Source organism: Dyella sp. 01L423 (genome assembly GCF_056399945.1).
The window spans coordinates 197,449-222,516 of the sequence record NZ_JBFTSI010000003.1; the positions used below are offsets into that span (position 1 = coordinate 197,449).

The 25,068-nt window shown below is 63.9% G+C and carries 21 protein-coding genes and 1 pseudogene; 13 read left to right on the top strand and 9 right to left on the bottom strand.

Features of this window, described 5'->3' with window-relative positions; all coding sequences use genetic code 11:
- Positions 1-6: 6 nt before the first annotated feature.
- The 6 genes from AC1DMY_RS11840 to AC1DMY_RS11865 all read right to left on the bottom strand — a co-directional run bounded on the left by AC1DMY_RS11840 (position 7) and on the right by AC1DMY_RS11865 (position 7,470).
- Complete coding sequence (locus tag AC1DMY_RS11840) at positions 7-1,026, bottom strand: HlyD family secretion protein (protein WP_477165164.1); 1,020 nt, start codon at positions 1,024-1,026, stop codon at positions 7-9.
- 3 nt (positions 1,027-1,029) lie between these two features.
- The gene (locus tag AC1DMY_RS11845; protein ID WP_441601990.1) at positions 1,030-1,230 is read right to left on the bottom strand and encodes a DUF1656 domain-containing protein; all 201 of its coding nucleotides are present in this window, start codon (positions 1,228-1,230) and stop codon (positions 1,030-1,032) included.
- Positions 1,220-3,361, bottom strand: a complete 2,142-nt coding sequence (locus tag AC1DMY_RS11850; protein WP_477165165.1) for an FUSC family protein — start codon at positions 3,359-3,361, stop codon at positions 1,220-1,222. The genes AC1DMY_RS11845 and AC1DMY_RS11850 overlap by 11 nt, the downstream gene beginning before the upstream one ends.
- A 2-nt stretch (positions 3,362-3,363) precedes the next feature.
- Entirely contained in the window at positions 3,364-3,858 is a 495-nt protein-coding gene (locus AC1DMY_RS11855) for a MarR family transcriptional regulator (RefSeq protein ID WP_477165166.1), read from the bottom strand.
- Positions 3,859-4,059: 201 nt separating this feature from the next.
- Positions 4,060-4,488 carry a DUF4156 domain-containing protein gene (locus tag AC1DMY_RS11860; protein WP_477165167.1) on the bottom strand — a complete coding sequence of 143 codons (429 nt, stop codon included), beginning with the start codon at positions 4,486-4,488 and terminating at the stop codon, positions 4,060-4,062.
- Positions 4,489-4,587: 99 nt separating this feature from the next.
- Positions 4,588-7,470: a M16 family metallopeptidase gene (locus AC1DMY_RS11865; RefSeq protein ID WP_477165168.1), complete on the bottom strand. Its 2,883-nt coding sequence runs from the start codon at positions 7,468-7,470 to the stop codon at positions 4,588-4,590.
- A gap of 325 nt (positions 7,471-7,795) precedes the next feature.
- Here AC1DMY_RS11865 and AC1DMY_RS11870 point away from each other — a divergent pair, with 325 nt between their 5' ends.
- The 7 genes from AC1DMY_RS11870 (at position 7,796) to AC1DMY_RS11900 (ending at position 13,310) form a co-directional block, all read left to right on the top strand.
- Positions 7,796-7,996, top strand: coding sequence for a hypothetical protein (locus tag AC1DMY_RS11870; protein WP_046972488.1), 201 nt, complete (start codon positions 7,796-7,798; stop codon positions 7,994-7,996).
- Positions 7,997-8,048: 52 nt separating this feature from the next.
- On the top strand, positions 8,049-8,516 hold the full coding sequence (trmL, locus tag AC1DMY_RS11875; protein ID WP_477165169.1) for a tRNA (uridine(34)/cytosine(34)/5-carboxymethylaminomethyluridine(34)-2'-O)-methyltransferase TrmL: 468 nt from the start codon (positions 8,049-8,051) through the stop codon (positions 8,514-8,516).
- A 565-nt stretch (positions 8,517-9,081) separates the two neighbouring features.
- Positions 9,082-9,735: a ubiquinone biosynthesis accessory factor UbiJ gene (locus tag AC1DMY_RS11880; RefSeq protein ID WP_477165170.1), complete on the top strand. Its 654-nt coding sequence runs from the start codon at positions 9,082-9,084 to the stop codon at positions 9,733-9,735.
- Positions 9,736-9,764: 29 nt separating this feature from the next.
- Positions 9,765-11,381, top strand: coding sequence for a ubiquinone biosynthesis regulatory protein kinase UbiB (ubiB, locus tag AC1DMY_RS11885; protein WP_477165292.1), 1,617 nt, complete (start codon positions 9,765-9,767; stop codon positions 11,379-11,381).
- Between the two features lie 162 nt (positions 11,382-11,543).
- Entirely contained in the window at positions 11,544-12,245 is a 702-nt protein-coding gene (locus AC1DMY_RS11890) for a pseudouridine synthase (RefSeq protein ID WP_477165171.1), read from the top strand.
- A gap of 49 nt (positions 12,246-12,294) precedes the next feature.
- Entirely contained in the window at positions 12,295-12,717 is a 423-nt protein-coding gene (gene arfB, locus AC1DMY_RS11895; protein WP_477165293.1) for an alternative ribosome rescue aminoacyl-tRNA hydrolase ArfB, read from the top strand.
- Positions 12,714-13,310, top strand: a complete 597-nt coding sequence (locus AC1DMY_RS11900; RefSeq protein ID WP_477165172.1) for a 1-acyl-sn-glycerol-3-phosphate acyltransferase — start codon at positions 12,714-12,716, stop codon at positions 13,308-13,310. Before arfB ends, AC1DMY_RS11900 begins: the two co-directional genes overlap by 4 nt.
- Before the next feature lie 103 nt (positions 13,311-13,413).
- On the opposite strand, the gene AC1DMY_RS11905 is transcribed toward AC1DMY_RS11900, so the two are convergent.
- Complete coding sequence (locus AC1DMY_RS11905) at positions 13,414-14,448, bottom strand: LysR family transcriptional regulator (protein WP_477165173.1); 1,035 nt, start codon at positions 14,446-14,448, stop codon at positions 13,414-13,416.
- A gap of 129 nt (positions 14,449-14,577) precedes the next feature.
- Here AC1DMY_RS11905 and aceB point away from each other — a divergent pair, with 129 nt between their 5' ends.
- Positions 14,578-16,176, top strand: a complete 1,599-nt coding sequence (gene aceB / locus AC1DMY_RS11910) for a malate synthase A (RefSeq protein ID WP_477165174.1) — start codon at positions 14,578-14,580, stop codon at positions 16,174-16,176.
- A 134-nt stretch (positions 16,177-16,310) separates the two neighbouring features.
- Positions 16,311-17,615, top strand: a complete 1,305-nt coding sequence (aceA, locus tag AC1DMY_RS11915; protein ID WP_477165175.1) for an isocitrate lyase — start codon at positions 16,311-16,313, stop codon at positions 17,613-17,615.
- A gap of 104 nt (positions 17,616-17,719) precedes the next feature.
- Here the strand turns inward: aceA and AC1DMY_RS11920 are convergent, their stop codons facing one another.
- Positions 17,720-19,510, bottom strand: a complete 1,791-nt coding sequence (locus tag AC1DMY_RS11920) for a cation:proton antiporter (RefSeq protein WP_477165176.1) — start codon at positions 19,508-19,510, stop codon at positions 17,720-17,722.
- Positions 19,511-19,790: 280 nt separating this feature from the next.
- Positions 19,791-20,453 (bottom strand): annotated as a pseudogene (locus AC1DMY_RS11925) (ATP-binding protein); the annotation flags it as partial.
- A gap of 13 nt (positions 20,454-20,466) precedes the next feature.
- Between AC1DMY_RS11925 and AC1DMY_RS11930 the strand changes: the two are divergent.
- Genes AC1DMY_RS11930 through AC1DMY_RS11945 form a run of 4 tightly spaced genes read left to right on the top strand, consistent with a single transcriptional unit; the run spans position 20,467 to position 25,040 of the window.
- Positions 20,467-21,264 carry a TnsA endonuclease N-terminal domain-containing protein gene (locus AC1DMY_RS11930; RefSeq protein ID WP_477165177.1) on the top strand — a complete coding sequence of 266 codons (798 nt, stop codon included), beginning with the start codon at positions 20,467-20,469 and terminating at the stop codon, positions 21,262-21,264.
- Positions 21,257-23,161 (top strand): transposase, encoded by a 1,905-nt coding sequence (locus tag AC1DMY_RS11935; protein WP_477165178.1) that lies wholly within the window; start codon positions 21,257-21,259, stop codon positions 23,159-23,161. The genes AC1DMY_RS11930 and AC1DMY_RS11935 overlap by 8 nt, the downstream gene beginning before the upstream one ends.
- Positions 23,161-24,066, top strand: a complete 906-nt coding sequence (locus tag AC1DMY_RS11940; protein WP_477165179.1) for a TniB family NTP-binding protein — start codon at positions 23,161-23,163, stop codon at positions 24,064-24,066. Before AC1DMY_RS11935 ends, AC1DMY_RS11940 begins: the two co-directional genes overlap by 1 nt.
- Entirely contained in the window at positions 24,000-25,040 is a 1,041-nt protein-coding gene (locus AC1DMY_RS11945; protein WP_477165180.1) for a TniQ family protein, read from the top strand. Before AC1DMY_RS11940 ends, AC1DMY_RS11945 begins: the two co-directional genes overlap by 67 nt.
- The last annotated feature ends 28 nt before the right edge of the window (positions 25,041-25,068 follow it).

Genomic DNA, 25,068 nt, shown 5'->3' on the forward strand with positions numbered 1-25,068 from the left:
ATGGGCTCAGCGCTCCTTGTCGAGCACGCGGCGTGGCTGCACGTCGATGCTCACCGTCATGCCGGCGGAGAGGATCAAGCCCTTTGGTTCGCTGGCTTCGTCGATGTCGACGCGCACCGGAACACGCTGCGCCAGACGCACCCAGTTGAAGGTGGGATTGACGTCGGCCAGCAGGTCGCGGCCCGTAGGGTTGTCACGATCGGTAATACCACGCGCCACGCCGGTGATATGACCCTTGAGGCGGATGCCGCCGCTCAGCATGCGGATATCCACCGGATCGCCCACGCGCAGATGCGGCAGCTTGGTTTCCTCGAAATAACCGTAGATGTAGTAGCTGTGGCGATCGATCAGCGCGAGGCGCGGGCTGCCGGTAGCGGCGTAGTCGCCTACGCGCACATCGAGGTTGGTCACATAGCCGTCCACCGGCGCGCGCACTTCGGTGCGCTCCAGGTCGAGCTTGGCGCGATCCAACGCAACCTGCGCCTGCACCACCGCGGCTTCCGCTTGTTCGCGCGAAGCGTTGGCCTGATGGCCGCTGGCCTGCGCCTGCTCCCACACGGCACGCGCGGTGAGGGCGGCGGACTTGGCATCGGTGCGTTCTTCTTTGGGCACTACATCAGCCAGGTCTTGGCGACGCTGCGCCTGCTCCTGGCGCATGTCGTACTCGGCCTTGCGCGCAGCAGCGCTGGCTAACACCGCGTCGATGTTCGCGCCGGCCGCGCGGGCGGCAGCCTTGGCAGCGTTGAGGTTGGCCTCGGCCTGCTGTTCGGCGATCCGGAAGCGCTGCGGATCGATCTCGAACAGCACGTCGCCCTTCTTCACTTCCTGGTTGTCGATTACCGGCACGCGCGTGACCAGGCCGGAGACGTCCGGCGCGATGCGCACCACCTCGGCGCGCACGCGGCCGTCACGTGTCCATGGCGCATACAGGTAGTGCCGCCACAGCGCATGGCAGAGCAGCAAGGCCACGATCACGACAACCGCCGTGATGGCGAAACGAAGCACAGCTTGAGGTTCGAGTTTCATAGGTCAGGGATATAGGAGCAGGCCAGCCGCGCCGAACAGCACGAAGAACACGGCAACGCGAAACAGGGAGGGATGCCACACGTAGCGATACAGCCCGTAGCGGCCAATGAGGGTGTCGATACCCCACAGCACCAGCAGGCAGCCCAGGTAGACCAGCAGCAGGCCCGGTACCAGGGCATCGGCAAGGGCGACTTCACGGGGCATGGGCGGTCTCCGGTGCCTTGACGATATAGGGAGCGAGCGCAGACTCGTCGTCGCGCAACGCCGTGCGCAATTGCAGCAGATCCGCCAGCGCCGGCTGACAGCTGGCCCGTGCCTGCGGCAGTGTCTGCGTAGTGAGTGTGATGGCTTGGTCAACGGCGGCATCAGCTGTCGTCCAGCGCGCCATATCGGGCGAGTCGTAAAGCTGCGCCAATGCGTCCACGGCGTATTGCATGGATTCCCTCACCGGTGGCGGCAGGCCCGCGTGCAACATGTCCTGGCGCAGTTCGATCACCGCGCGGCCGCCGTCGTGCACGGCCAATGCCCACGAGAACAGCACGCGCGACTCTTCGCTGCCCTGGCGAGTGAACTGCACGATCTGTTGATAGAGATCGCGATTCACGCTTTCGAAGCGATACAGGATGCCATCCATCGGCGCGGTGGCGGCAAACACCACCTGCCGCCGCAGCTGCACCAGCTGACGGCGGCGCAACCACTGCGTGCCGATCACGGTCGGGATGATCATGAAGGCCGCGCCACTCGCCATCAGGCCGAACAGCGCAGCGATACCGTCGTTGAGGAAGCGTTCGGGCGCATAAACCATCGGGTTCTTGAGCGCCAGGATATAGACGAACCCCAGCGAGTAACCCGCGCCCACGCCGGGCAAAGTGGCGTTGCGCGTGGTGAGATACGGCCCGAGTGCGAGCAGTGGCGCGGTCACCAGGATCAGCATCACGAAGCCGTCGCTGCCCGGCATCAATTCGAACACCACGAAGTATGCGGCCACCAACCCGATCGCGTAAGCCACCCAGGTGTTGGCGGTTGCCAGCACTGGCATGGGCGAGGTCGCCAGCAGACCGCTGAAAACCGTGGCCAACAACAGCGCACTGAGGCCGAACGTCCAGCCGGTTTCGATCCAGAACACGCTCAGCGTGGCCATGGTGAAGAAGGTGCGCACGATGGCGATCAGCGGTGATGCGTAATCATTGGCGCGCTTGAAATCCACGTTCTCCACCGATCCGCCGATCACGCCCTGGGTTTCGCGCAGGGTCGCTTCCAGCGAGGTGAAGTCGCGCAACTCGGCAGCGAAGCGACGCACCAGGGTGGTGCCGCTGTCGAATTCCAGCAGCAGATTCGGATCCTGCCGCAAATCCTCGCGCAATTTTGCCGCGAGCACCGGCAGTTCTGCTTCACAGGCCTCGATGCGCGTCGCCAGCAAACGCGGCATCGGCTTTTCGGAGGGATCAGGGCTGAGCGCTTTGCCAATGGGCCCATACAATGTGATCAGCGCGGCTGCCGTGCGAGGGTGGTTGCTGCGCTGCAGGCGATTGATCAAATGGTGCAACGATTGGAAGCTGGTGGCCGCCGCCATATAGCGCAGATTGAGCAACTGCATGCGACTGCTGCGCGCGCGCACCTCGGGGTCCTCGAAAATCACCGAGGAGCGCAAATCCTCGATCTGCACCGCCGCACGCACAAAGCGCAGATGCGCCTTCTCCATGTCCTCTCGCGGAATGGCGCCACCCAGGCTGCCGCGCGCGAAATCGATGAAGTGCTGGTAATGCTCGCGCGAAATGCGTCGAAGCACTTCACGCAAACGCACCGGGAGGATCACATCGCTGACCAGGCCGGAGACGATGATGCCGAGCATCACCTCGCTCACGCGACCCACTGCCGAATCGAACACCGCCGTCGGATGATCGATTGCCGGCAGCACCACGATGAAGGCGGTATAGCCGGCGAGCACGAAGCCGTAGGACATGAAGTTGCGGTAGAGCACGGCACCGCCGGCGCACAGTGCCACCCAGATCGACAAGCTGAGCAGGAACAGTTCGCGCTGCTGCGGGAAGGCCGCCATCAGCAACACGCCGAACAGGCTGCCGGTGCAGGTGCCCAGCGCGCGGTAGAAACTCTTGGCCAGCACCGTGCCGCTTTGCGGATGCATCACGATGGCTACGGTGATCATCGTGGTGGATGGTTGCTCCAACTGGAACACCATCGTCAGCCACGCCGCGAGATAGAAGGCGACCAGGCTCTTCACCACGAAGATCCAGGCCTGTCCCTCTTCAGCCGCAAAGTCGCGCAACCACGGCGGGTTGCGCCACGATGCAAGGTCGCTAGGCACGGCCGACATGATCAGGCACGCTCCAGTTGATCGAGAAACTTCTTGAGCAGGCGTTCGAGCTGCGCTACATCGCGCTGGGAAATGCCGTCCACCTGCCACTCAAGCATGGCGCAAACGTCGGGCAGAAAACTCTCGATCAGTGCGAAGCCTTCGTCGGTGAGGGTGAGCGTGACTTTGCGACGATCCTCATCGCTGGCGTTGCGTGCAATCAGACCTTTGTCGGCCAGCTCGTTGGTCAGCCGCGTGATATTGGCCAGCTTCTCGCCCGCGGCATCGGCCAGCTCGGTGGGATGCATCGCGTTGCCCTCGGTGCCGTAGAGCATCATCAGCAGGTTGTATTCCGGATGATTGATGCCGTACGGGCGCAGCATCGCGTTGGCGTCGTCGTTCACGCGCTTGTAGATGTGCCGGATCAGACGGACGAGCACGGCCGGGTCCCGCGGAAACGCGGGATAGCGCTGACGGGTCACCGCCAATCGCTGTTCGGTCGGAAGAAAGCTGCTCATGGCGCCCCGATTAATTAGTACATATATGTAATATATATAACTGAATTTTATGCCTGCCCCCCAATGGCATGCAAGAGCGTCGGACGGCGCGCGTGAAAAAGGCGCCACGAGGGCGCCCTTGGGGTGAAGCTGGCGAGTGGTTCGCCCGTCGCCTCGGCGACGGCCGAGGCGTTGTTCCAGACCGAGCGCGCGCGACGCGGCTCAGTTGCCCTTGGCGGGGTAAGTCTCGAACCCACCCGGCGCGGTGCCGTTCGGCGCCGGATTCGGATTCGGATTCGCCGGATTGGCCGGACGAGCCGACGGCGCCAGCTGGGCATTGCCGCACTGGTAGGCGCCCCACGGCTGCGAGCCGTCGGTGGGTTCGCCCATCGGCTTGATGGTATCGGCGTGCATCTTGGCCGCCTCGTTGCGAGCCATCACTTCCAGCTCGTCTCGCACCTTGATGTCGTTGCGATCGATCGGGCCGACGTGATCCATCACGGACACGGTGACCTTGCCCAGGTCACGGCAGGAAGACACATCGCCGCTCCACGCCGTGCGGACGTTCTTCCCGGCGTCGTCGAGCGTGATGCCATAGGTGCACGCGCCAAGCAGCGCGATGGGAACGAGCAACAGCAGGGTCTTACGCATGAGCAGCTCCGCAACATGGATATGAAAAGGCCGGGCGGTCTCCCGCCCGGCCACCATCCTAACCCGGGGACGTGAACAGCTCCCCACAAAATCTCACGCTTACTTCGACGGCTTGGCCGCCACCGGCCTCCCGTCGCCGTCGATCACCTGCACGTCGCCAAGATTCAGCGCACGCACTGGCTGCTCGATCTTCTTCAGATCACCCACGATCACCCAGGTCAGTGCCTTGGGCTGGATGATTTCCTTGATCGCGCTTTCGGCATCAGGCTGGGTCACCGCTTCGGTGCGAGCCTTCAGCGTTTGCACGTAATCGTCCGGACGGTTGTACTGGACGATCTCGCTCATCGCGCTGAGCACCTCGGAGCCGGTCTCGAAACTGCCCGGCAGGCCGCGCACGTTGGAGTCCTTGATCTTGTCCACTTCCTGCTCGGTGAGCGGACGCGAGGCGATCACCTCGTTCGCTTCCTTGGCCACTTCGTGCGCGGATTCGGCGGTCTTGTCGGTCTGCACCGGGGCGTACATCAGGAACGGACGCTGGCCGATCGCATCACGCATGAAGCTGAAGGCGCCATAGGCCCAGCGCTTGTCCTCGCGCAGATTCATGTTGAGACGCGAGGTGAAGCTGCCGCCGAACGCGCCATTGGCCACGTCGATGGCCAGCTCGTTCGGCGCCTTGCTGGACGGCGCAAGCAGGCCCGCCAGGATCAGCGACTGCGGTGCATCAGGCTTGTCGATCAGGAACACGCGCGGCTTGGCCTGGGCGGCCACGGTCGCGATGTTCTTCTTCGGCACGGCGCTGGACGGTGCCTTCCAGTCGCCGAAGGCGGCGTCGAGCTGGGGGATGATCTGCTGCAGGGTGGTGTCGCCGGCAACGAGGATCTTGACGTTGTCCGGACGCAACCAATCGTTCTGGAAGGTCGACAGATCCGATGCCTGCATCGCCTTGATCGCCGCTTCGGTACCCGAGCCGGTGAACGGAATGCCATAGGCGTGGTTGGCGCCGTAGAGCAGCGGCGGCAGGGTACGCAGCGCCAGCGCGGTGGGCTGGGTCTTTTCCTGCGCGATGCCGGCCAGCCACTGGCCGCGGATGCGTTCGATGTCCTCGGACTTGAACGCCGGGTTGCGCACGATGTCGGCGAACAGCGCCAGCGACGGCTGCAGCTGGTCGTTCAAGGCATTGAGCGAAGCGGAGCACGAGTCCAGCCCGCAACCGATGCGGGTGATCGCACCCAGGCGCTGCTTGCGCTTGGCCACTTCCACCGAGTCGAGATCCTTGGTGCTCTCGTTCATCAGCGTCGTGGTGAAGCTGGCGGTGCCGAGCTTGTGGCCCTGGTCAGCCGCGTAGCCGGCGTCAAACATCAGCTGCACATGCGTCACGGGAATGGTGTGGCGCTCAGCCAGGATCACTTCGATGCCGTTCTTGAGCTTGCCGCGCTCCAGCGCTGGGAATTTCAGGTCCGGGAACTGCGACACCTGCGGCACGCCCTTGCTGCGGTCGATATCGCTCTTGGCCACGGTGTAGTCATGCTTGGCCGGCATCTTGGCTGCCGGACGATCGGGCTGCGGGCCCAGCGCGACCACCTTGGCGTCTTCGCTGTCCGGATTGAAGTCGTTGCCGGCGGGCAGCACGGTCAGCAGGTAATCGCCCTTGCTGAGCCACTTGTCGGCAGCAGCCTTGACGCTCGCCGGGGTGGCGGCGTTGGCGCGTTCCAGGTCCTTCTTGTAGGCACCCGGATCACCGCGATAGACCTGGCCTTCGGCAAGAATCACGGCCTTGCCGCCGAAGCCGCCGACCTTTTCCAGACCACGCACGAAGCCGGCGCGGTTGCCGATCTTGGCGCGCTCCAGTTCGTCGGCGGTGGGGCCTTCGGCAAGGAACTTCTTCACCTCTTCGGCGATGACGGCTTCGACCTTGGCCTGGTCCACGCCATCCTTGATGTCGGCCTGGATCTGGAACTGGCTGGCCAGCGCAAACGGCGAGATGCTGGCGGACACGTCGTCGACCAGCTTGTCCTGGTAGACCAGGCGCTGGTACAGGCGCGAGGTCTTGCCGCCGCCAAGCACAGTGGACGCGAGGTCGAGCTGGATCGCATCGTCCGTGCCCAGCTGCGGCACCACCCAGGTGCGATAAATGCGCGGCTGCGCCACGTGGTCGTGCTGGACGCCACGGGTCGACTTGCTCAGCGGCGTGATCCACGCCTGCTGGCGCGGCACCGGCGGGCCGGCGGGAATGTCGCCGAAATACTTCTCGGCCTTCGCCTTGGCTTCGGCCACGGTGATGTCGCCAGCCAGCACCAGGGTGGTGTTGGCAGCGCCGTAATAGTCGTGGAACCACTGCTTCACGTCGCCCAGCGAGGCGGCGTTGAGATCGGCCATCGAGCCGATCGTGTCGTGCTGGTAGGGATGATTGCCCGGATAGGTGTTGGACAGGATGTTTTGGTCCACGCGGCCGTAGGGACGGTTTTCGCCCTGGCGCTTCTCGTTCTGCACCACGCCGCGTTGCGTATCGAGCTCCTTCTGGCCGATCGCGCCAAGCAGGTGGCCCATGCGGTCCGATTCCATCCACAGCGCCATGTCGAGCGCGGTGGTCGGCACGGTTTCGAAGTAGTTGGTGCGGTCAAACCAGGTGGTGCCGTTCATGTCGGTGGCGCCCGCCAGCTCGAACGGCTGGAAATACGTGCCCTTGTGGTTCTCCGAGCCGGAGAACATCAGGTGCTCGAACAGGTGCGCGAAGCCGGTCTTGCCCTTGGGCTCATCGCCCGAACCCACGTGGTACCAGATGCTTACCGCAACTACCGGCGCCTTGTGGTCCTCATGCACCACCACGGTAAGGCCGTTGGGCAGGGTGAAGCGGGTAAAGGCGATATCCGGAACCGCCTGAGTGGACTCGGCGGTGGCCGCCTGGGGCAGCGCGATGGCGGGCAGACCGGCCGACATGCTGAGCACTCCTGCAACGAGTAGGGCGAGGGGCTTTCTTGCCATCACGACACTCCTGTTTTTCTTGGTGAATGAACATTCCGAGGCTAGCCAGGGCCCGGAACCTTGGCAAATGACCAATGGCATGGTGGACAACCGCCAACGGGCTTCGTTCGACGCAAGAACATGACGGGGCCGCATGTAGGGAGTCCGGGCAGGTGTCCGCAGTTGTCCGGCCACGCCCGGTCGCTGTCCGCGGACAGCTCATGCCCACTCACCGCCGGACGAAATTCTCCCTGGTAACAATCACTTGAATCACCACGAGGGCTTGGCACGAGGCTTGCCATAAGTACCGTGCAGGACTACCTCACCTTTCATCGGAGACATGATCATGAAATTCGAAGCCTTGATGCTGCGCGGCCTTTTCGTTGCCTGCCTGCTGGTTTGCGGACTCGTGCTGGGTGCCATGGTGAACGCTTCCCCCGAAGCCATTCGCCTTGCCGCCGCCGGCAGCGCCGGCCAACTGATTGCCCCGACCGCTTGCGCGCTGCCGCCCGACGGCGTCGTGTGCCCGCGCCTCTCCAACGGCTGAGCAAGGACGCTCACCGTTTTACGGGCCCACGGACAGACCCGATAATGGCCGGATGCTGCATGTCATCCTCTACCGACCGGAAATACCCCCCAATACGGGCAACGCGATCAGGCTGTGCGCCAACACCGGCGCCTCGTTGCACCTGATCCGCCCCCTGGGCTTCGAACTGGACGATGCCCGCCTGCGCCGCGCAGGCCTGGACTATCACGAATACGCGCAGCTGGCCGTGCACGACGACCTCGCCAGCTGCCTTGAGAGCATCGGCCAGCCACGCGTGTTTGCGTTTTCCACGCGCGGACGCGTGGCGCATGTGGATGCGCGCTTTGTCGAAGGCGATGCGTTGCTGTTTGGTTGTGAGACGGCTGGGTTGCCTGGGGAGGTGCTCGATGCCCTGCCTGAGGCGCAGCGGTTGCGCTTGCCGATGCGGGCTAATAGTCGCAGCTTGAATCTGTCCAATACTGTTGCGATTGCGGTGTATGAGGCGTGGCGGCAGATGGGGTTTGTCGGCGCTGCGCCGTAGCGCATCGGACATCCGAAGTTAGCTCGTCATTCCTGCGAAGGCAGGAATCCAGTGACTTTGCGCCTCGATTGTCGCGTTCCCGCGATCTGGCCGCCTACGCGGCGGGCGTTTCGATCGGCTGCCGCCGCTCGAGTCACTTTTCTCTTGCTGGCCCAAGAGATCCCACGGGACTAGCTTCGCGTCGAAAGTAACCCAAAGAGAATGGCCTGATAACGCCCGCAGCATTGTGTTGGGATAAGCCCGAACGCTCGAGGCGAGTGGTTGTGGGACAACCTCCGAGGGTACACAGGGGATACTTCCAAGCGCTGCGCAACGCGCCCGAATCGCTGAGGACTTAAAGCCGAGCCTCGCTGCACATCGGCTTTGATCGTCCCGCCTTCTCTTTGCCGCACCGGCTTGTCTGTGGGAGCGCACCCTGTGCGCGACAAACCTACGGAGCGAGGCACTTCACTTCTCCCTCTCCCCTCCGGGGAGAGGGCCGGTGGTGAGGGGCGGGTGCTCGCGGGAGCGCTTCAACCGTAGCTGCTCTGCAGCTCAAACGACCTGACCCGCTACAATCGGCGGCATGACTGCCCCATCCCTCATGTCCCTCCTCCCACGGCCCATGCGCGCCCTCGCCGGTCGCGCGTTGGAAACCGCGCTGAATCACACCTTGTCGCTCGATCCGGAAACCGCCGGCCGGCTGTCCGCGCTCGATGGGCGCAGCGTGCAGTTGCATCTGCGCGGGCCGGAGCTGGCGTTGTCGGTGACGGTGGATGGCGAGCGGCTGAAGGTCGGCCCTGCGCAGGACGACAACCATCTGCGCGTCGCCGCAACGCCGGGCAGCTTGCTGGCCATGCTGGTGAAGCGCGATGACGAAGGCGTGGCGCCGGGCAAGGTCGAGATCGCCGGCGATGCCGACCTTGCGCGCCGCCTGGAAAAACTGGCCAGCAAGTTCGCACCCGATTTCGAAGAGGCGTTCGCGCGCACCTTCGGCGATGTACTCGGCGTTCCGCTCGCCAGGGCCGTGCGCTACGGCCTGGCGCATGCGAAGGAAACGGCAAGCCACCTCACCACCGACACCGCCGACTGGCTGCGCGACGAGGCTCGCGTCGCGGCCGCGCCCGGCGAAGTGGAAGGTTTCCTCGATGGCGTGGATGATTTGCGCGAACGCAGCGAACGCCTCGAAGCGCGTCTGACGCGCCTGGAGCAGCGTCTGAAGAAGGGACCCGCCGCGTGAGGACACCGCTGAAGGTGGTACCGCGCGTGATGCGCGTCGCTTCCGTATTGCTCGCCTATCGCCTGGACGAACTGGTCGATGCCGCGCACCTGTTCCGACCGCTCAAGTTGGTGCGCCCTTTCGTGGCGCGGCCGCGCACGTACATCACGAATCTCTCTCGCGGCGCCCGCCTGCGGCTGGCGCTGACCGAGCTGGGACCGATTTTCGTCAAGGCCGGCCAGGTGCTGTCCACGCGCCGCGACCTGGTGCCGGCGGACATCGCCGATGAACTGGCGCAACTGCAGGATCAGGTGCCACCGTTCCCCGGCGGCGAAGCGCGCGCCATCATCGAGCAGGAACTGAAAGCGCCGATCACCGCGCTGTACACCAGCTTCGATGAAACGCCGCTGGCGTCGGCCTCGATCGCGCAGGTGCATGCGGCCACGCTGGCCGATGGCAGCGCGGTGGTGGTCAAGGTGCTGCGCCCCGGCATCGACCAGCAGATCGAGCGCGACATCAAGCTGCTGCGTTCGCTGGGTGAGCTGGCGCAACGCTGGCATCCCAATGCCGACAAGATCCGTCCGCTCGACGTCGTCGCCGAAGTCGAGAAGATGCTTGAAAACGAGCTGGATCTGCAGCGCGAAGGCGCCAGCGCCAGCTTGCTTCGTCGCAACTTCAAGAGCGGTGACGATCTCTACGTGCCGGCGGTGTTCTGGGATCTCACCAGCGCCCGCGTGCTGACGCTGGAGCGCGTCTACGGCGTCAGCTGCGACGACATCGCCGCCATCGACGCCGCCGGCATCGACCGCAAAGCACTCGCCGTAAAGGGCGTGCGGCTGTTCTACGAGCAGGTGTTTCGCGACAACTTTTTCCACGCCGATGCGCACCCCGGGAATATCTGGGTCGACACGGCGCGCCCGGCCGATGCACGCTTCATCGCGCTGGATTTCGGCATCATGGGATCGCTGCCGGAGCGCGACCAGTATTGGCTTGCGCAAAATTTCATCGCCTTGTTCGAACGCGACTACGCACGCATCGCGCAGCTGCACGTGGACGCCGGCTGGATGCCGTCCACCGTGCGCATCGACGAACTGACCGCGGCAGTACGCACCGTCTGCGAGCCGTACTTCACCCGTCCGCTGTCGCAGATTTCGCTGGCCGAGTTGGTGGTGAAACTGTTCCAGACCGCGCGCCGCTATGAGCTGACGCTGCAGCCGCAGCTGATCCTGCTGCAAAAGACCTTGCTCAATATCGAAGGCGTCGGCCGCATGCTCGACCCGGAGATCGACATTTGGGCGGTGGCGCACCCGGTGCTCAAGCGCATCCTGCGCGAGCGCTACAGCCCGCGCCAAACACTGCGCGAGGTGCGCAAGCGCCTGCCCGAATGGTTCCACGCCGCCCCGCAGTTCCCGGAGCTGGTGCGCGATGCGTTGCGCCAAGTGGCCAAGGGCGAGCGGCACACGATCAGTGATCCGGCTGAGCTCGCGCAGCAACGTGATGAAGCGCAGCGCACGCGGCGCGCGTTGTCGTTTGGGTTGTTGGGCGGATCGTTGCTGTTGGGTAGTGCGGTGCTGTGGACGCAAGCAGCAGAGCATGGCGCGTGGCAAGCTCCCCTCGTTGCGGTTGCCGGTTTGATCGCTTTCGCTGCGGGTTGGCCTCGACGCTAATCCCCCTCACCGTCATTCCGGCGAAGGCCGGAATCCAGCGCCTCATCGTCTGACCATGCGACGTCGCTGCTGGATCCCGGCCCTTGCCCCCTTTTCGGGGTGCGCCGGGATGACGCACCGGTGAAAGCGGCGGATAGTCCGCCTCTTTCGTGAGTCATCGACATGCTCGACATCCTCTACCAAGACGACGCCCTCATCGCGGTGAACAAGCCCGCGGGCCTCGCCGTGCACCGGTCGAAAATGGTCGGCAACGCGGAAGAGTTCCTGATCGACCTGCTGCGCGAGCAAGTGGGCGGCACGACCTATCTCGCCCATCGCCTCGACCGCGCCACCAGCGGCGTGCTGCTCGTAGCGCGCTCAAGTGAAATTGCCGCCGCGCTTGGCGAGCAGTTCATGGGGCGCAACGTGCACAAGCAATACCTCGCCGTGGTACGCGGCTGGCCTGAGCCCGAAGAGGCGCTGGTCGACTATCCCCTGCCCGGCTCCCGCGACAGCGGGCCTCGCCGCGAAGCGCGCACGAGCTATCGACGCCTGGCCACGGTGGAAGTGCCCATTGAGCTGGGGCGCTATCCCCAGCAGCGCTATGCCATGGTGCTGGCCGAACCGCAAACCGGCCGTTTTCGCCAGATCCGCAAGCATATGGCGCACCTGCACCATCCCATCATTGGTGATTGCCAGCACGGGCGCAGCGATCACAACCGCCTCTACAAGCAGTATTTCAGCTGCCACCGCATGCTGCTGCACGCCTGGCGCCTGAGTTTCGCGCACCCGCTGAGCGGCGAGCCGATGCGCCTGGAAGCGCCGCTGGATGCCGCCTATCGAGGCCTGCTCGAACGCCTCGGCTGGTCGTTGCCCGATTTGTGATGCGCCGCGTCGTGGCGGCATGTCACGCTCGCCCGCTAAACTTTGCGCCATGCTCACCATCAGCCGATCCATCGTCCTGCCCGAGACCGAGCTGACTGAGCGCTTCCTCCGCGCAGACGGTCCCGGCGGGCAACACGTCAATCGCACGGAAAGCGCCGTCGAACTGCGCTTCGACGTGGCGCAATCGCCGTCCCTGCCCGAGCCCTTGCGAGCGCGCCTGCTCGCACGCCGCGATCGCCGGCTTACCGACGAGGGCGTGCTGGTGATCCAGGCACGCCGTTTCCGCGACCAGGGCCGCAACCGCGAGGATGCGCGCGATCGCCTGGTCGAGATCATCCGAGGCGCCCTGGTCGTACCCAAAGCGCGCATCGCCACCAAGCCCACCCGCGGCTCGAAAGAGCGCCGGCTCGCCGGCAAACAGCAACGCGGCAAGATCAAGCAAACGCGGTCGCGTGACTGGAGTCGTGAATGAACACCCCGATGCTGCCCCCTGCCCCGCCTGAAGCGCCCAAGCTCAACAGCAAGTTCTGGCCGTGGCTCGCGCGCTGCCTGCTGCGCCTGTCCGGCTGGAAGCTGCTTGGCGAGCTCCCGAACGAGCCCAGGCTGATCATCATCGGCGCGCCGCATTCGTCTTATTGGGATGGCTATTACGGCCTGCTGATGAAGATCGGCCTGGGCGTGGACATCAACATCATGGTCAAGCGCGAAGTGCTTGAAGGCCCGCTGGGCATCATCCTGCGCCCGATCGGCATGATCGCCATCAACCGCAGCGCCGCGCTCAACGTGGTGGACCAGATGGTGCAGCGTTTCCGGGAGAAAGACCGCATGTGGCTGGGCATCACTCCCGAAGGCACGCGCAAAAAGGTCAAGCAGTGGAAGTCGGGCTTCCTGCGCATCGCCCACGATGCCAATGTGCCGATCCAGACGCTGTTCCTCGATTACCCGAGCAAGACCTTTACCTTCGGCCCGGTCGTGCGCGCCACCGACGATCCGGATGCGGACATGGCGAGGATCCGTGCGCTGTTTACGCCCTATCGGGGCAAACATCGCAACGCGAACGACTGAGCGTACTCAGACCCCATTGTGGGAGCGCACCCTGTGCGCGACTTGCGGTGACGGAACCTGAGGCCGTCGCGCACAGGGTGCGCTCCCACAGAAACCGTGCGCCCTAACGCTCCGAATGCCCCGACTCATCGTAATCGCGATGCGTCAGCAGTCCCGGCTTCACCAGATCGATAAACGCCCTCGCTTCCGCGCTGAGGAATTTACCTTTGCGCATCACCACGCCGTAACTGCGCTGCGGGAAATACTGCTTCATGTTACGGACGGCCAAACGCGTGCGATCCGCTTCGGTGATGCAGATGCCGGTGACGATGGAAATGCCCAGGCCCATGGCGACGTATTCCTTGATCACGTCCCAGCCACCCACTTCGATGGCCACGCGGTAAGGCACCTGGCGCTGCTGGAAGACCAGGTCCACCAGCCGATAGGTCGACAGCCGTTGCGGTGGAAGAATCAGTCCATAGGGCGAAAGATCCTGCACGGTCACCGTGGCCTTGGAAGCCAGCGGATGATCGGGCGGCATGATCAGCATCGGGTCGTAGTGATGCACGGGCGCCCAAGCGATGTCGTTGGGCACGTCGAGCATGGAGCCCACGGCGAAGTCGGCTTCATCGGCGCGCAGTAGCGCCAAGCCATCCTTGCCGGTCACGTTGGCGAGCTGCAACTGAACCTCGGGGTAGCTTTCGCGGTAGCGGCGCACAAGATCCGGCAACAGGTACTGGATGGTAGAACTGCCGGCGGCGATGGTGAGCCGCCCGCCCTGCAAGCCCTTCACCTTGGCCTGGAAATCGCGGTCGAGGTTTTCCCAGCCTTCCACCAGCGGACGCGCCAGCTCGTACAGCGCCTCCCCCGCATCGGTGAGATTGATGCGTCGGCGGCGACGCTCCAGCAGGCGGACGCCCAGCTCTCGCTCCAAGGCCTGCAACTGCAGGCTCACGGTCGGTTGAGACAGAAAGAGCGCTTCGGCGGCCCGGGTCAGCGTGCCCAGCTTCACCGTGTAGACGAATGCCCTCAGCTGCTTCTGCCGATTGCCCTTGTAGTAGAAGCGGCTCGTTTCGCCGTCCTCACCATACGTGTCCGTACGTCTCCGATGTGGCGTGACGGGGCTTTTTTTTGCCTTGTTCAGCGGCTTTTTGTCCACTTTTGGCCTTTTATATTCATTGAGTTGCGATAGATATTAAAAAAGACAATATCAAAGATTGAAACATTTGCTTTGTCAAAGCCAGTCTCCGCGACCTAGTGTCATCCCAACGTCATCACGGAGATTCCCATGGCCGTCCCCAAGGAACGACTCGCCCTTTCCGCGGCGCAGGTGCTGGGCGGCATCCGCCCGGAACACGCCGCCATCCTTACCCCTGAGGCCCTGGCTTTCCTGGCGGACCTGCATCGGCAGTTCGACGATCGCCGCCTGAACCTGCTGGCCGCCCGCGAGAGCCGTCAGGCCCGCTACGACGCCGGCGAGTTACCGGACTTTCGTGCCGACACCGTCGCCATCCGCGAGGGCAACTGGACGGTGGCGCCGATTCCGCAGGCGCTGCGCGACCGCCGGGTGGAAATCACCGGCCCGGTCGAGCGCAAGATGATCATCAACGCGCTCAACTCCGGCGCGAAGGTGTTCATGGCGGACTTCGAGGATTCCTCCGCGCCTACCCTGGCCAACCAGATCGACGGTCAGATCAACCTGCGCGACGCGGTGAATGGCGCGATCGAATTCACGTCGCCCGAGGGCAAGCACTACCGCGTCAACGGCAACCCTGCGGTGCTCGTGGTGCGTCCGCGCGGCTGGCATCTGCCCGAGCGCCACATCACCGTCGACGGTGAACCGATGTCGGGCGCGCTGGTGGATTTCGGACTGTACGCCTTCCACAACGCACGCACCTTGCAAGCTCGCGATCGCGGCCCGTATTTCTATCTGCCCAAGCTGCAGGCGATGGAAGAAGCCGCGCTATGGGACGACGTGATGGCCGCCGCCGAAGCCGCGCTCGAGCTGCCGCCCGATTGCATGAAGGCCACGGTGCTGATCGAGACGCTGCCGGCCGTGTTCCAGATGCACGAAATCCTGCATGCGCTGCGCGGACGCGTGGTCGGCCTCAACTGCGGTCGCTGGGATTATATTTTTTCCTATCTGAAAACCTTCCGCGGCCATCGCGACCGCCTGCTGCCCGACCGCAGCCAGGTACTCATGACCGTGCCGTTCCTGAAGTCCTATTCGGAACTGCTGATCCAGACCTGCCATCGCCGCGGCGCTTTCGCCATGGGGGGCATGGCAGCGCAGATTCCAATCAAGGGCGATGAGGAAGCCAACGATGCCGCACTCGCCAAGGTGCGCGCGGACAAGCTGCGCGAAGTGCAGGCCGGTCACGACGGAACGTGGGTGGCGCATCCGGCGCTGGTGCCGGTGGCGCAAGAGGTGTTCGACAAATACATGCCTTCGCCCAACCAGCTCAATGTGACGCGCAGCGACGTCAAGGTCTGCCGCGACCAGCTGATCGCACCGTGCAGCGGCACCATCACGCGCGCCGGCTTCGACAACAACGTGGAAGTGGCGCTGCGCTACACCGCCTCGTGGCTGGATGGCCAGGGCTGCGTGCCGATCCATCACCTGATGGAAGACGCGGCGACCGCGGAAATTGCGCGCTCTCAGATCTGGCAATGGCTGCATCGCGGTCCGCTGGAATTCACCGATCACGCGCCGATCGATTTCGCCTTGTTCGATCACGCGCTGGTGAAGCACACGCATCGGCTGGTGGAGGGCAACAGCCCTGTCGCGCATCGTGCGGAAGAGGCGGCGGCGTTGCTCAAGCAACTTACGCACGCTGAAGAACTCGGCGACTTCCTCACCCTGGCCGCGTACGCCCGGATCGGCTGATCGGCAGCAGAGCAACGGTGGGAGCGCACCCAGTGCGCGACAAGCCAACGGAGCGTCATGCCGCAAGGCCGCAGTCGCGCACAGGGTGCGCTCCCACACATCCGCATCCATGCACATGCAACGGAGTCACTCTCATGAAAACCACACTGCCCACCGCCGATCAGATCGCCCTCGAATGGAAGAACAACGCACGCTGGAACGGCATCCAGCGCAACTACGACGCTGAGGCCGTGGCACGCTTGCGCGGCACCGTACCAGTGGAGCACACGCTCGCCCGTCGCGGCGCGGAGCGTTTGTGGAAGTCACTGCACAAGCAAGATTTCGTCAACGCACTGGGCGCGCTCACCGGCAACCAGGCCATGCAGCAAGTGAAGGCGGGCCTGCAGGCGATCTACCTGAGCGGTTGGCAAGTCGCGGCGGACGCGAATCTGGCGGGCGAGATGTATCCCGACCAGTCGCTGTATCCCGCCAATTCCGTGCCGTCGGTGGTCAAGCGGATCAACAACACGCTGTTGCGCGCGGATCAGCTGCACCACGCGGAAGGGCAGGACGAGATCGACTGGATGGTGCCGATCGTCGCCGATGCGGAAGCCGGTTTCGGCGGGGTGCTCAACGCGTTCGAGCTGATGAAGGCGATGATTGAAGCAGGTGCCGCCGGCGTGCATTTCGAAGATCAGCTCGCCTCGGTGAAGAAGTGCGGCCATATGGGCGGCAAGGTGCTGGTGCCGACGCGCGAAGCGGTCGACAAGCTCAACGCCGCACGCCTCGCTGCCGATGTGCTTGGCGTGCCCACGCTGATCGTGGCACGCACTGATGCTGATGCGGCCGACCTGCTCACCTCCGATATCGACGACAACGACAAGCCGTTCATCACCGGCGAGCGTACGGTGGAAGGCTTCTTCCGCGTGCGCCCGGGCCTGGACCAGGCCATCAGCCGTGGTCTCGCCTATGCGCCGTACGCCGATCTCGTTTGGTGCGAAACCAGCAAGCCAAATCTGGAAGAAGCACGCAAATTCGCCGAGGCCATCCACGCGAAATATCCCGGCAAGCTGCTCGCCTATAACTGCTCCCCCAGCTTCAACTGGAGGAAGAACCTCGACGACGCCACCATCGCCACTTTCCAGAAAGAACTGGGCGCGATGGGATACAAGTTCCAGTTCATCACACTCGCCGGTTTCCATAGCCTTAACTACGGCATGTTTGATCTGGCCTATGGTTATGCCCGTCGCCAGATGAGCGCGTTCGTGGAATTGCAGGAAAAGGAATTCGCCGCCGCCGATCGCGGCTTCACCGCGGTCAAGCACCAGCGCGAAGTCGGCACGGGTTACTTCGATGCGGTGACCCAGGCCATCCAGCAGGGACAGTCGTCCACTACCGCGCTCAAAGGGTCCACGGAAGAGGCCCAGTTCCACGCCTCGCGTCAGGCCAGCGCCGCCTGACGCTGCCTGCCTCGCGTAAGCCGACAGGGACGTCGGCGCGTGCGTGGGGAGCGCGGCCCTGTCCAGCGCCCCCACGCATGCACGCATGGAAGGTATCGCTTCGATCAGGCAGCGCTTTGCGGCGGTACCAGTGCTATCACCGTCCAGCCCGCGCGCGGTTCCAGCTCCCGTTTCACCGACGCGACGCGCAGCGCGCCATGCTCCTCGACACCGAACAGCAGCACCGTCGGCGAACCGTATTGCTCGATGAAGTTGGGCCAGTCGAAGGTCGCAGTGAGCCGCGTCGACTTGATCCGCCAGCCTTCGGCGAGACGCTCCAGGAAGCGCTCGTGCGTCATGTCGGCATCGAACAGCGTGGGAGCCGCGAGGTCTCCGCCCAACTGCACACGACTGCCGTTCTCGGCGCCGTCGTCGTTGCTCAATCGATAGACCTTGCCGCGCCCGAATTCTCGCCGGTAGTACACACACGCCAGTGCATTGCGCTCGCGATTGGTCGACATCGCCAGCATTCGCCCGATGCCGGTGAGATCGAGATGGCGCTCCGCATGTGACGACGCGGGATAGCCGAAGAAGGTCGGCAGACCGTCCATACGCGCCAGCTTGATACCGTCCCAATGTTCGTCCGCCACGATAACGTGGAAGCCCGCGTCGGCCAAGGCGCGCGCCACCACGCGAGCGGCCTGGTCGGCGCCGTAAACAAGCACGCCGGTGGGATCGGGCTCGGCGACCTTCAGCCAGCGCGCGAGCGGACGCGCCGTCGCGCTCTGCAGCACCACGGTGCCAATGATCAAGATGAAGACCAGGGGCACGAGTTCCTTCGCACCTGCCATGCCCAGCGCTTCTAGCTTCAGCGCAAACAGCGCGGAAACCGCCGCCGCCACGATGCCGCGCGGCGCGACCCAGGCAATCAAGGCGCGCTCGCGCCAGTTCAAGCCGCTGCCGATGCAGGCGATGGTCGCAGTCACCGGCCGCACGATCAGCTGGGCCACGATGAAAATGGCGATGCCAGCGCCCAACATGCCGTCGGGCAACGGCCAGCTCAGGCGCGCCGCCAGCAAGATGAAAAGCGTCGAGACCAGCAGGGTGGTGAGGTTTTCCTTGAAATCAAGGATGTCGTCGATATGCACGCCGCGCATATTGCCCAGCGCAATACCCATGATGGTGACGGTCAGCAGGCCGGACTCGTGCGTGATTGCATTCGATAGCGAGAACGCCAGCAGCACGGCGACCAGCGTGCCGTAGTTCTGCAGATATTCGGGAATCATTTGACGCCGCAGTAAAAACGCGAGCGTCCACGCCGCCAGCAAACCGATCACCACGCCACTGGCGATCACCGCCAGGAACACGCCCATCGTGTGGCCTTGCTGGCGCGAGACGATGGCCTCGTAAACCAGCACGGCAAACAACGCGCCGAGCGGATCGATCACGATGCCTTCCCAGCGCAGCGTGTTCGCGATGCGCGCGTTGGGCCGCACCGTGCGCAGCATGGGCGCAATCACCGTGGGCCCGGTCACGCAGGTCAATGCGCCGAACAGCAGCGCGACTTCCCAATTGAGGCCGGCGAAGTAATGCGCGGCCACGGCAAGCAGGAAGACGGCGATCACCGCGCCGTAGGTGACCAGGCCACGCACCGCGCGACCGATCTCCCGCAGCTCGCTGAAGCGCAGCGTCAAGCTGCCTTCGAACAGGATCACCGACACGGCCAGCGACACGATCGGGAATAGCAGCGGTCCCAGCAGCCGATCCGGCGCCAGCACGCCGACCACCGGCCCCATCACGATGCCGGCCAGCAGCAGGAACAGGATCGCCGGCAGCCTTACGCGCCACGCCAGCCATTGAGCAAGAAAGCCGACACCCAGGATGCCTACCAGCAGAAGTCCGAGATCGAGCCTCATGCGCGGTCCTTCGTGCGATCGCAGTGCAGCTATCGGACCACGCGCCATGCGCTGTCGTCCACGGCCGCAAACCGCCGGTCGATCAAAGGGAATCAGGGGGAAGGGAGGGGGCCAAGCCCCGGTATCGGACGGGGGAGGGGGAGGGAGTACCGATACCGGGGTGGCAGGCATGGCTCAATGCAGAACCAGCGAGTACAGATAATACGCCTGCGCCGAACCAAGTCAATACCCGTCAGTTCAAAAATTACCCGCAAGGGCCATAAGACATGGCCGGCCGTCCTTAGAAACGGCGGTACATCAGGGCTTCGGCGAGGTGACTGCGGTCGAGCAAGGCGGCGCCGCCATCCAAGTCGGCGATGGTGCGGGCCACCCTCAGCGTGCGGTGATAAGCCCGGGCGGACAGCCCGAGCCGTTCCAGCGCGCTGTCATACCAGCGTCGCTCAGCCGGTCCCAGGGCGCAGTCGCGCTCCAGTTCGCGCGAACTGATCTCGGCGTTGGCGCGTCCTGCCCGCATCAGGCCGTGGTGGCGCGCCTTGATCACGCGCGCCCGGACGGTCGCCGAGTCTTCGTCCTGCGGGCCGGGCGGCGCCCCCAGTTCACCCAGCGGAACCCGTGGTACCTCGATGCCCAGGTCGATGCGATCCATCAATGGCCCGGAAATGCGGCCGCGATAGCGCTGCACCTGATCGGGCGAACACTGGCAACGTTGCCGCGAATCGCCCGCATAGCCACACGGACAGGGATTCATGGCCGCCACCAGCTGGAACTGCGCGGGAAAGGTGGACTGCCGCGCAGCCCGGGAAATCACGATATGCCCCGATTCCATGGGTTCGCGCAGCACGTCCAGCACGTGTCGACCGAACTCGGGCAACTCGTCCAGAAACAGCACGCCATTATGGGCCAGCGAGATCTCCCCGGGCCGCGGCAGCGCGCCGCCGCCCATGTGGTTTTCCTAAGTGGATGCGACTATTGCGGCGACACTAAGCCGGCCGATAGCCATGTTTCTATCAAAGCCAACGCCCATCTTCCCTAAAGTCAACGCGACTCCTTACAATTTTCACCACACTGTTGCGACTGGATTTCCGCGTCTCTTGCCACCTATCCGGAAAATCGGCCTCGGCCGCCGCGCGCTGGCCGGCATGATCCCTACCGACAAGCAGGGAGAGCCGGCCGTCGCCAGGTTCGAGTCTTCGCTGGAACGGGACTTCTACGTTCTGCTCGAATTTGACCCCTATGTGACCCGCTGGGACCCACAGCCCTTGCGCCTGCAGGTCGCGCCCGGGCTACCGTCCTATGTGCCGGACGCCTTGGTGAGCTACGTTCCCAGCAATGGTGATGCCCATGCGGAATACCGCGTGCTCTACGAGATTAAATACCGCGAGGAGCTGAAGAACCAATGGGCGACGCTGAAGCCGCGTTTCATGGCGGCCCGTCGCTACGCTCGTTCGCAAGGGTGGCGTTTTAAGCTCATTACCGAGCGCGAGATCCGGGGCACCGATCTGTTGTGGAACGCAAAGTTTCTCTTGCCCTACGTCCACGACAGCGTTTCCGAGGGCGAGCACGCATTGCTCACCAAAATGCTCCGGCGCTTGGAACAGGCCACACCATCCACATTGCTTTCCGCTTGCGCGACTGACCCGTGGGAGCAGGCGCGACTACTCAATGCGTTGTGGCACTTGGTGGCTATCCGCGACATCGGCTGCGATCTAGGTTTGAAGTTGACCATGCATTCGGAGATCTGGCTCCGTGACTGACACCCTTAGCACCAGTCCTCTGGCTATTGGGCAGGACGTCGTCATCGATGGGGTGACCTATACCCTGCTGCGCTACATCGATCTGTACTCGGTGCTCGCTGTCCGGATCGATACCGGCGAGCGAGTGCGGTTGGCCATCGCTGCACTTCTGGAAGGACTGGCGAACGGCGAGGCCCGGCTCGCCGACGACGCGCATGACAGCTCAAGGTTCGAATCCTTGTCGCCCGAGGATTGGAGTGTGGCCCAAAGCCGGGCGGCCCAGCTTGCGCCGTTCTTGGGCGACACGCCGGCCCCACGTGCCCAAGCAGAAGCGCTGGCTAAGTCGTTAGGGGTACACGTCGCCACTCTTTATCGCTGGATAAAGAAACTTAAAGCCTCCGGACGTATTGCAGATTTGGCGCCGGCCAAGCCGCCTGGCGGGCGCGGCCATTCGCGTTTGGACCCTCTAGCCGAGGCGTTGCTCAGCGAAGCCATCGAAGCGAAGTATCTGCAAAGCCAACGGCCCCGGGTGTCGCGGCTGATGCGCGACGTGGAGCTGGCTTGCCGTCGTGCTGGCGTGGCGACGCCGCACTCCAATACGGTGAGACGGCGCATCGCAGACCTGTCCGAACGCATGGTCACGGCCCGACGGCATGGTCGTAAAGCGTCTGACGACCGGTTTGCACCTCGCCCCGGCGCGTTTCCCGGCGCCGACTATCCGGGCGCTTACTGGCAAATTGATCACACGCCGCTCGATGTCGTGGTGGTGGACGATGTCCATCGCCGGCACATTGGACGCCCGTGGCTGACCTTGGCCATCGATGTGCACACACGCTGCGTCGCCGGGTTCTATCTGTCGTTGGACGCACCGAGCGAGATCGCGGTAGGCATGTGTCTGGTGCATGCCATTTTGCCCAAGGAGGGTTGGCTCGCGGCGCTCGGCGTACGAGCACGATGGCCGATGTGGGGCGTGCCGGCGGCCGTTCACGCGGACAACGGCAAGGAGTTTCATGGTTCCATGATCACGCGCGCCGCCGAGCAACATCGTTTCCGCATGGAGTGGCGCAAGGTCAAAACTCCCAACTGGGGCGGGCATATCGAACGGCTGCTTGGCACGTTCAACCAGGAGGTTCATTCCTTGCCTGGCACCACGTTTTCTAACACCCAAGACCGCGGTACCTACGCCCCGCACACGGAAGCAACGCTGACCTTTGGAGAGCTTGAGCTTTATCTCGCCGAATACATCTGCAACATCTATCACCAGCGCGTGCACTCCGCGGTCGGCCGGCCGCCAATCAAACGGCTCGAAGCCGGCCTGCTGGGAGATGGCATCACGCCGGGGAGAGGGCTGCCCACGCCCATCGCCGATGCCCGGCGTTTGCGCCTCGATTTCATGCCGCTACTGGAGCGCACCATACAGTCCTACGGCCTGCGCATCGATGGACTGAGCTATTACGATCCCGTCCTCGATCCGTGGATCCGCGCGACCGACCGAGCGACCAAGAAGCCCCGACACTTTGTGGTGCGCCGTGACCCGCGCGATATCAGCGTGGTGTATTTCTTGGATCCTGATACCGACCGCTACTATCCGATCCCGTTCCGACAGCTCGAACGCCCAGCCCTGAGCCTTTGGGAGCTGCGCGAGGTACGCGCTCAGCTCAAGCGCGAAGGCGCAAGCGAAGTCGATGAGGATCTGATCTTTGAGACCTATGAGCGGCTCAATGCCCTAGTGGAATCTGCGCAGCTGCAGAAGGTGAAAGCACGCAAGGCGTTGCAGAAGAAGCGCGTTCGGCAAACGGCGCGCACGAATGAGCAAGCGCAGGAGGGCCTGCCGCCTGGAAGCGCCGGCGATATCTCGGTGGGCGACGATTGGGACGAGGCGCCTGCGACGCCCTTCACGCTGCGAGTCATGCACTGATGGACCATCTGGACGCCAGCGTGTGGCCAGTGATGACGAAATCGCCAAGCGAGCGACTAGCATTCATGCGAGCGCCCAAGTGGTTTGGCTATACCGCTGCGGATGCCATTCTCGACCGGCTCGAAGGCTTGTTGAATTACCCCGCAACCCACCGCATGCCTGGCCTCCAGATCCTGGGCGATTCCAACAGCGGCAAGACCGCTATTGGACTAGAGTTCGTGGAGCGACATCCCATGAACCCCAATCCAGATGGTGACGCTATCTGCGTGCCCGTCCTTCGCATTGAAGTGCCGCCCAACCCCGACGAGTCGCGTCTCTACGACGAGATGTTCATTGCGCTGCGCCAACCGTTTCGCGCCCGCGACCCCGTCAGTGAAAAGTCACGTCAAATTCGGGCGCTCCTGCAGGTCGTTCAGTGCCGCATGCTCATGCTCGATGAATTCCAGCACGTCCTTGGGCCGCGAAACGACAGGCGTCGCATCGTGTTGGATGTCGTAAAACACCTTGGCAACACCCTGCGCATTCCGATCGTGGTCTCCGGTACCACGGATGCGCAGGTTGCCGTAAGCAAGGATGAGCAGCTGTCCAATCGCCTGACGCCGGTATGGATGCCGACCTGGCAAATGGATGGCGAATATCGCCGCCTCTTGGCTAGCTTCGAAGTGACGATGCCACTCAAACAACCGTCGCGCTTGCAGCAACGTGATACCGCCGCCTTGATCCTGACCTTCAGCGAAGGTCTTCTGGGTGAGATTCGTGATCTATTGTGTCTCGCGGTGAGCCAAGCGTTAGCCAGCGGCCGCGAGTGCGTGGACAATGAACTGCTGCGTGCCTTGCCATGGGTACCACCCTCACAACGTCGCCGCCGGCCTACAGCGAGCAAGGTCCCCGCGCGCATGCAGTGACGGCCTGGTGTGCCCACCCGCGCCTGGCGCGGGATGAGCCGCTATCGCTGTGGCTGCATCGTTACGCATGGGCCAATGGCCTCAGCAACCACACGTTTGGGACACGCCTATTTGGTTCCCGCGCCGTCTGGCCGCGTGATATGGATCGATCAATCGATGACGCGCTCCTCGCGCAAGCAAGCGACGTCCTCGGCGTTCCGATTGATCGCCTGCGGCGAGCCACGCTTCGCCGTTACGAGGGCACCGTCTTCGACCCGCTGTCCTCCAACGGGTGGCAACCGTGGCTTCTGCCGCTGGGCGTGTATCACCGTCTGAACCGCCACCATGGCCAGATGCTTTGCCCGCGGTGCTTAGCCGAAGGCTTGCCAGCACGGTTAGTGTGGCGGTTCGCCTTCACTGTTGCCTGTGCACGTCATGGCTGCCGCTTGCTGGACGCGTGTCCGGCGTGCGACGCCCCGCTGATGCCCCACCGCCTCTGCCTTGAGCCGCCTGGTCATCGCCCATGTCCTACCTGTGGTGCCAATCTGGCGTGCGCTCAAGCGCCAGTACCGCTGAGCGTCCGCGCACTGTGCTTTCAACGGCGCGGTCAGCGCGCAGCGCGCGGCAATGAGGTCATCATTGGCAACCAGTGCATTGGACCCCGCGATTTCCTCTGGGGAACGCGCTTACTCATCCGTGGCCTGTACGGAAACGCCCGGCTGGCTGGCTTAACCCAGGCGCGCGCCGCGACGCGCCGGCGGGCTGCCTGGCACGATGGTTTGCCGCAGAGCCTTACGCCTTTTGAATACTGGCGGCTTCCGCTGCGCATGGCCGTCCTGGCGGATGTCGAGCGGTACCTCGAAGCGTGGCCGGAGCGCTTCATACAAGATGCCTTGCGCGCGCATGTGTACCGCTGCCGCTTCGATTCGCGGCAGCGCCTGACGGCGCCGGCGTGGCTACTGGGCGCTATCGAAGCCGTCGAACAGTTGCGGTAGCCTTCTGCAAATAGGCAGCGAGCTGATC

Bases quoted from the DNA above. Each gene is read 5' to 3' on its own strand.
- AC1DMY_RS11870 (WP_046972488.1), top strand. From the start codon at position 7,796: ATGAAATTCGAAGCCTTGATGCTGCGCGGCCTTTTCGTTGCCTGCCTG.
- trmL (WP_477165169.1), top strand. From the start codon at position 8,049: ATGCTGCATGTCATCCTCTACCGACCGGAAATACCCCCCAATACGGGC.
- AC1DMY_RS11860 (WP_477165167.1), bottom strand. From the start codon at position 4,488: ATGCGTAAGACCCTGCTGTTGCTCGTTCCCATCGCGCTGCTTGGCGCG.
- aceA (WP_477165175.1), top strand. From the start codon at position 16,311: ATGAAAACCACACTGCCCACCGCCGATCAGATCGCCCTCGAATGGAAG.
- AC1DMY_RS11945 (WP_477165180.1), top strand. From the start codon at position 24,000: ATGGGTACCACCCTCACAACGTCGCCGCCGGCCTACAGCGAGCAAGGT.
- AC1DMY_RS11855 (WP_477165166.1), bottom strand. From the start codon at position 3,858: ATGAGCAGCTTTCTTCCGACCGAACAGCGATTGGCGGTGACCCGTCAG.
- AC1DMY_RS11880 (WP_477165170.1), top strand. From the start codon at position 9,082: ATGACTGCCCCATCCCTCATGTCCCTCCTCCCACGGCCCATGCGCGCC.
- ubiB (WP_477165292.1), top strand. From the start codon at position 9,765: ATGCGCGTCGCTTCCGTATTGCTCGCCTATCGCCTGGACGAACTGGTC.
- AC1DMY_RS11865 (WP_477165168.1), bottom strand. From the start codon at position 7,470: ATGGCAAGAAAGCCCCTCGCCCTACTCGTTGCAGGAGTGCTCAGCATG.
- AC1DMY_RS11940 (WP_477165179.1), top strand. From the start codon at position 23,161: ATGGACCATCTGGACGCCAGCGTGTGGCCAGTGATGACGAAATCGCCA.
- AC1DMY_RS11840 (WP_477165164.1), bottom strand. From the start codon at position 1,026: ATGAAACTCGAACCTCAAGCTGTGCTTCGTTTCGCCATCACGGCGGTT.
- AC1DMY_RS11850 (WP_477165165.1), bottom strand. From the start codon at position 3,361: ATGTCGGCCGTGCCTAGCGACCTTGCATCGTGGCGCAACCCGCCGTGG.
- aceB (WP_477165174.1), top strand. From the start codon at position 14,578: ATGGCCGTCCCCAAGGAACGACTCGCCCTTTCCGCGGCGCAGGTGCTG.
- AC1DMY_RS11890 (WP_477165171.1), top strand. From the start codon at position 11,544: ATGCTCGACATCCTCTACCAAGACGACGCCCTCATCGCGGTGAACAAG.
- AC1DMY_RS11920 (WP_477165176.1), bottom strand. From the start codon at position 19,510: ATGAGGCTCGATCTCGGACTTCTGCTGGTAGGCATCCTGGGTGTCGGC.
- arfB (WP_477165293.1), top strand. From the start codon at position 12,295: ATGCTCACCATCAGCCGATCCATCGTCCTGCCCGAGACCGAGCTGACT.
- AC1DMY_RS11845 (WP_441601990.1), bottom strand. From the start codon at position 1,230: ATGCCCCGTGAAGTCGCCCTTGCCGATGCCCTGGTACCGGGCCTGCTG.
- AC1DMY_RS11900 (WP_477165172.1), top strand. From the start codon at position 12,714: ATGAACACCCCGATGCTGCCCCCTGCCCCGCCTGAAGCGCCCAAGCTC.